Below are 4,697 nucleotides of genomic sequence, written 5' to 3' on the forward strand. Positions count from 1 at the left end.
AAGTGCGTCGCCAGCGTGTAGAGGATCGCCAGGCCGCCGGCCAGCACGGCCCGGCGCTCGGGCTTGAGGCCCGGCAGCGCGATGCGGTCCACCGAACCGGCCGTGATGCATTCGTTGATCAGCCAGCGCAGGCCCTCGGGCGTGATGCGGCCATCGGTCTTGCCACTGGCGGCGAGCACTTCGGACACCGCGCCGGCCGTGCCCGACGAGCCGAGCGCCTCCTTCCAGCGGCCGGGCGTGAAGGTGGCCAGCGCCTCCTCGAGCTCGGCGCCGGCCGCGACCTGCGCGGCGCGAAAGGCCGGGGCGCTCAGGCGCCCGTCGGTGAAGTAGCGCATCGACAGGCTGACGCTGCCGACCTGGAACGACTCGGCCTCGTGCGGCACGCGGCCCTGGCCGAGGATCATTTCGGTCGAGCGGCCGCCGATGTCGATCACCAGCCGCTTGCTGTCCGAGGGCTGCAGGTGCGAGACGCCGGCGTAGATCAGCCGGGCCTCCTCCCGGCCCGAGATCACTTCGATCGGCTGGCCGAGCGCGGCCTGGGCACGCTCGAGAAAGGCGTTGCGGTTGCGCGCCTCGCGCAGCGTCTGCGTGGCGACCGCGCGCACCTGCGCGGCGCTGAGGCCGCCGAGGCTGTCGCGAAAGCGCTTCAGGCAGCCCAGGCCGCGCAGCGCGGCCTCTTCGGTCAGCATGCCCTCGGCGTCCAGGCCGGCGCCCAGGCGCACGGTTTCCTTCAGGTAGAGCTGCCGGCGGTAGCGGCCGTCCCGGACTTGACCAATCTCAAGCCGGAAGCTGTTGGAGCCCATGTCGATCGCGGCCAGCAGGCCGGTGGGGCTAGGCAAAGTTAGGGGCATGGCCACGAATTGTGCAGGCGAACCCGGGGGTGAACGGGCAGAATTCCCAGCAAACCAGAATCCAGTGGAGCTGTGCCCATGCCTTGTCTGTCGGTGTCCGAGAAACCTTCCACCCGGCTGTCGCCTGGCCGCGTGGCGCGGCATGCGCTGAAGTTGATGGCGGTGGCCGCGCTGGCCAGCTGCGGCGGCTCGAACGCGCCAGACGCCGGCGCGCAGGTCGAAGAGGACCGCCCCAGCCCCTTCGGCAGCGCGCCGATCGATTACGGCGCCGGCCCGGGCGTGGCCTACGACGAAACGCAGCAAGATGGCCGCGAATCGGCACTCGGCCAGCTGCAGGCGCAGGCGATCTCGGTGCCCACCGGCCCGGGCGACGCCTACCTCAAGGGCGTGTTCGGCGCGCCGTTCACCTGGCCGATCATCCCGCTGCACACCATCCTGCTCGCCGATGGCCGGGTGCTCAGCTACGGCACCAAGCCCAGCGGCATCCAGGGCGGCCTGCTGCACTACGCGGTGTGGGATCCGTCGCTCGGCATGGGCTCGAAATCCAAGCTGCTGCTGTCCAACACGACCGGCACCGACATCTTCTGCGCCGGCCAGGTGCTGCTGCCCGACACCGGCAACGTGCTGATCGTCGGCGGCGACCGCGTCGTCAACGGCCAGCGCAACTACGCCAACAACGACGTCAACGTCTTCACGCCGGTCGACAACGCGCTGACCAAGCAGGGCCAGTCGATGGCCTACCAGCGCTGGTACGCCACGCTGATCACCACCGCCAGCGGCGAGCAGGCCGTGCTCGGCGGGCGCATCGACAAGTTCTACGAGGGCGACAGCCAGTATCCGCCGACCGAAGACACCTACGCCAGCACGCCCGAGGTCTACAGCCCGACCAGCGGCTGGCGCACGCTGACGAACGCGACCAGCGACTACGCCTACGGCTCCAAGATCCAGAGCTGGAACTACCCGCGCGCCTGGTGGAGCCCGGACGGGCGGGTTGTCATCTTCACGGTGACCGGCAAGATCTTCTCGCTCGACGTGGCCGGCACCGGTGCCCTGACGCAGCTGCCCGGCACGCTGCCGCTGGGCGCCTTCATGCTGCCGGCGGCGATGTACCAGCCGGGCAAGATCCTCTCGGTGCGCGATGCGGGCAAGGCGGTGGTGGTCGACATCAACGGCGCCGCACCCGTCGTGACCGATGCCGCGCCGCTGTCGGCGGACCGCCAGTACGGCAACGCGACGATCCTGGCCGACGGCAAGGTCTGGGTCAACGGCGGCTCGTCCACCGGCAACGATCTGGTCGGCGCCGTGTACGACTCCGAGCTGTGGGATCCGGCCACGGGCGGCTGGACGATGACCGCCACCGCGGTCAAGCCCCGGCTTTACCACAGCATCTCGATGCTGATGCCCGACGGCACCGTGCTGACAGGCGGCGGCGGGGCGCCCGGTCCGGTGGCCAATCTGAACGCCGAGATCTACTTCCCGCCCTACCTGTACAAGAAGGACGGCTCGGGCCTGCCCGCCACGCGGCCGGGCATCGCCACCGCGCCGACGGCCGGAAGCTGGGGCCAGAGCATCGCCGTGACGATGAACAACAAGAACCCGGTCGCCCGCATGTCGCTGGTGCGCTTCGGCGCCGTCACCCACGCGTTCAGCAACGAGCAGCGTTTCCAGGATCTGAGCTTCACCCAGAAAGGCACGAGCCTCACGGTCACGTTGCCGGATTCGGCGCACAACGCGCCGCCGGGCTTCTACATGCTGTTCGCCCTCAATGCCGATGGCGTGCCGTCGAAGGCCAAGGTGATCCGGCTGGGCGCTTCTTGACAGCGTTGATAAGATGAAATCACGCCACCGCGCCCCAACGGGCGCGGTTTCGTTTTTTCATTTCCGCCCCGCATGACGCTGTTCTACATCGTCGCCGTCACCCTGGTCGGCGGCGTGCTGTCGGTGGTGATCGCCGCCTCGTTGACCTTCGCGGTGCTCGGCCAGCTGGTCAGGCACCTGGTCAGCCTGTCCACCGGCGTGCTGCTGGCCACGGCCTTGCTGCACGTGCTGCCCGAAGCCTTCGAGAGCCCGGTCGACCCGCACGCGCTGTTCGCCACGCTGCTGGGCGGGCTGCTGTTCTTCTTCCTGCTCGAGAAGGCCGAGCTGTACCGCCATGCCCACCACCACGAGGGCGACGGGCACGGCCACCACCACCACTTCGATGCCGAGCAGGCCGGCCGGGGCGGCTTCAGCGTGCTGGTGGGCGACAGCATCCACAACTTCTGCGACGGCATCATCATCGCCGCCGCCTTCCTCGCCAGCCCCGAGCTGGGCGCGACGACCTCGCTGGCAATCATCCTGCACGAGATCCCGCAGGAGGTGGGCGACACCATCGTGCTGATCAACGCCGGCTTCAGCCGCCGCAAGGCGCTGCTGTACAACGCGGCATCGGGCCTGACGGCCGTGGTGGGCGGCGTGCTCGGCTACTTCGTGGTCGGTGCCTGGGACGCCCTGTTTCCCTACCTGCTCGTCGTTGCGTCGAGCAGTTTCATCTACGTGGCCGTGGCCGACCTGATTCCGCAGATGCAGCGCCACCTGCCGTGGCGCGAGCTGCTTGCCCAAGTGGCGTGGATCGGCGCCGGCCTGGCGATCATCCTGATCGCCAGCCGGTGGATGCACAGCTGACTGCTGCGCTCATTTGACGATCAGGATCGGTACCGTCGAGTGCGTCAGCACCTTCTGCGTCTCGCTGCCCAGCAGCAGCGCGCTGACGCCGCGGCGGCCGTGCGAGGCCATCACGATCAGGTCGCAGCCCTGCGCCTTGGCGTGGTCGGTGATCGCTTCCCAGGGATGCAGCGCCTCGATCGTGTGGCCGGCGCAGCTCAGGCCTTCCAGCGCGGCCGCATCGACGACCGATTTCACCCGCGCTGAGGCGATGCGCTCCTGGGCGTCATAGAACTCCTGCGGCGGCACCGGTTGCATCTCGGAGATCGCGCTGTAGGGGAAGGGCTCCTTCACGCTGATCGTCGACAACTTGGCACCCAGCGTCTTGGCCAGCGTGATCGCAGTCTTCACCGCTTTTTCGGTGATCTCGGATCCGTCGGTGGGGACCAGGATGTTGCGGTACATGCGTCGCTCCTTGCGTTTACCGGGAACGGCCCGGCCCTCGGCCGAAGTGTTACGCGTTCGTCGCTGCTTGTCTTGACCCCCGTCAAGGCCGCGTTGCTCGTGTCAGCTCCGCGCCACCGGCCGCGCCGGGTCGGCAGACCATTCGCTCCATGAGCCGGGGTACAGCGCCGACCCGGGCAGGCCCGCCAGCTCCATCGCCAGCAGGTTGTGACAGGCCGTCACGCCCGAACCGCAGTGGTGGATGATCTGCGCGGGCGCCGCGCCGAAGGCCTCGAAGACCCGGCGCAGCTCGGCGGCAGGGCGGAAGCGGCCGCTGGGCTCGAGGTTGTCCTTGAAGAAGCGGTTGCGCGCCCCGGGGATGTGGCCGGCCTGCGCGTCCAGCGGCTCGACTTCGCCGCGGTAGCGCTCGGGCGCCCGGGCGTCGATGACCAGCAGGCGCCCGGGCGCGGCGAGCAGCTCGGACGCGTCCACGGCCGGCATCGCGGCGGGCCGCAGCGGGTAGCCCTCGGCCGCGGGGGCGTGCGGCGTGAGGCCCTGTTCGAGCGGACCGCCGGTGGCTTGCCAGGCGGCGACGCCGCCGTCGAGCACCGCGACCGCCTGATGGCCCAGCCAGCGCAGCAGCCACCAGGCCCGTGCCGCGTAGGCGCCGCCCTGGGCGTCGTAGGCGACGACGGGCGTGCCCGCGCCGATGCCCCAGCGGGCCAGCGTCGCGGCAAGGGCTTCCCGGGTCGGCAGCGG

Annotated in this window: 4 protein-coding genes and 1 pseudogene; 2 read left to right on the forward strand and 3 right to left on the reverse strand. The window is 69.9% G+C overall.

All coding sequences use genetic code 11. From position 1 onward, the window contains the following. Positions 1-851, reverse strand: a pseudogene (locus VJ693_RS25110) (exopolyphosphatase); the annotation flags it as partial. A 78-nt stretch (positions 852-929) separates the two neighbouring features. Between VJ693_RS25110 and VJ693_RS25115 the strand changes: the two are divergent. Beyond that, complete coding sequence (locus VJ693_RS25115) at positions 930-2,669, forward strand: galactose oxidase-like domain-containing protein (protein ID WP_324158830.1); 1,740 nt, start codon at positions 930-932, stop codon at positions 2,667-2,669. 72 nt (positions 2,670-2,741) lie between these two features. Continuing rightward, positions 2,742-3,515 carry a ZIP family metal transporter gene (locus VJ693_RS25120; protein WP_324158832.1) on the forward strand — a complete coding sequence of 258 codons (774 nt, stop codon included), beginning with the start codon at positions 2,742-2,744 and terminating at the stop codon, positions 3,513-3,515. A gap of 9 nt (positions 3,516-3,524) precedes the next feature. Here VJ693_RS25120 and VJ693_RS25125 read toward each other — a convergent pair whose 3' ends face one another. Continuing rightward, the gene (locus VJ693_RS25125) at positions 3,525-3,959 is read right to left on the reverse strand and encodes a universal stress protein (RefSeq protein WP_324158833.1); all 435 of its coding nucleotides are present in this window, start codon (positions 3,957-3,959) and stop codon (positions 3,525-3,527) included. A 102-nt stretch (positions 3,960-4,061) separates the two neighbouring features. Next, positions 4,062-4,697: sulfurtransferase (locus tag VJ693_RS25130; protein WP_324158835.1), on the reverse strand; the 636-nt coding region annotated here is incomplete at its 5' end.

It is taken from the genome of Ideonella sp. (assembly GCF_035254525.1).
Classification (GTDB): Bacteria; Pseudomonadota; Gammaproteobacteria; order Burkholderiales; family Burkholderiaceae_C; genus Ideonella.

Coding starts and splice junctions, on each gene's coding strand:
- VJ693_RS25115 (WP_324158830.1), top strand. CDS start 930: ATGCCTTGTCTGTCGGTGTCCGAGAAACCTTCCACCCGGCTGTCGCCT.
- VJ693_RS25120 (WP_324158832.1), top strand. CDS start 2,742: ATGACGCTGTTCTACATCGTCGCCGTCACCCTGGTCGGCGGCGTGCTG.
- VJ693_RS25125 (WP_324158833.1), bottom strand. CDS start 3,959: ATGTACCGCAACATCCTGGTCCCCACCGACGGATCCGAGATCACCGAA.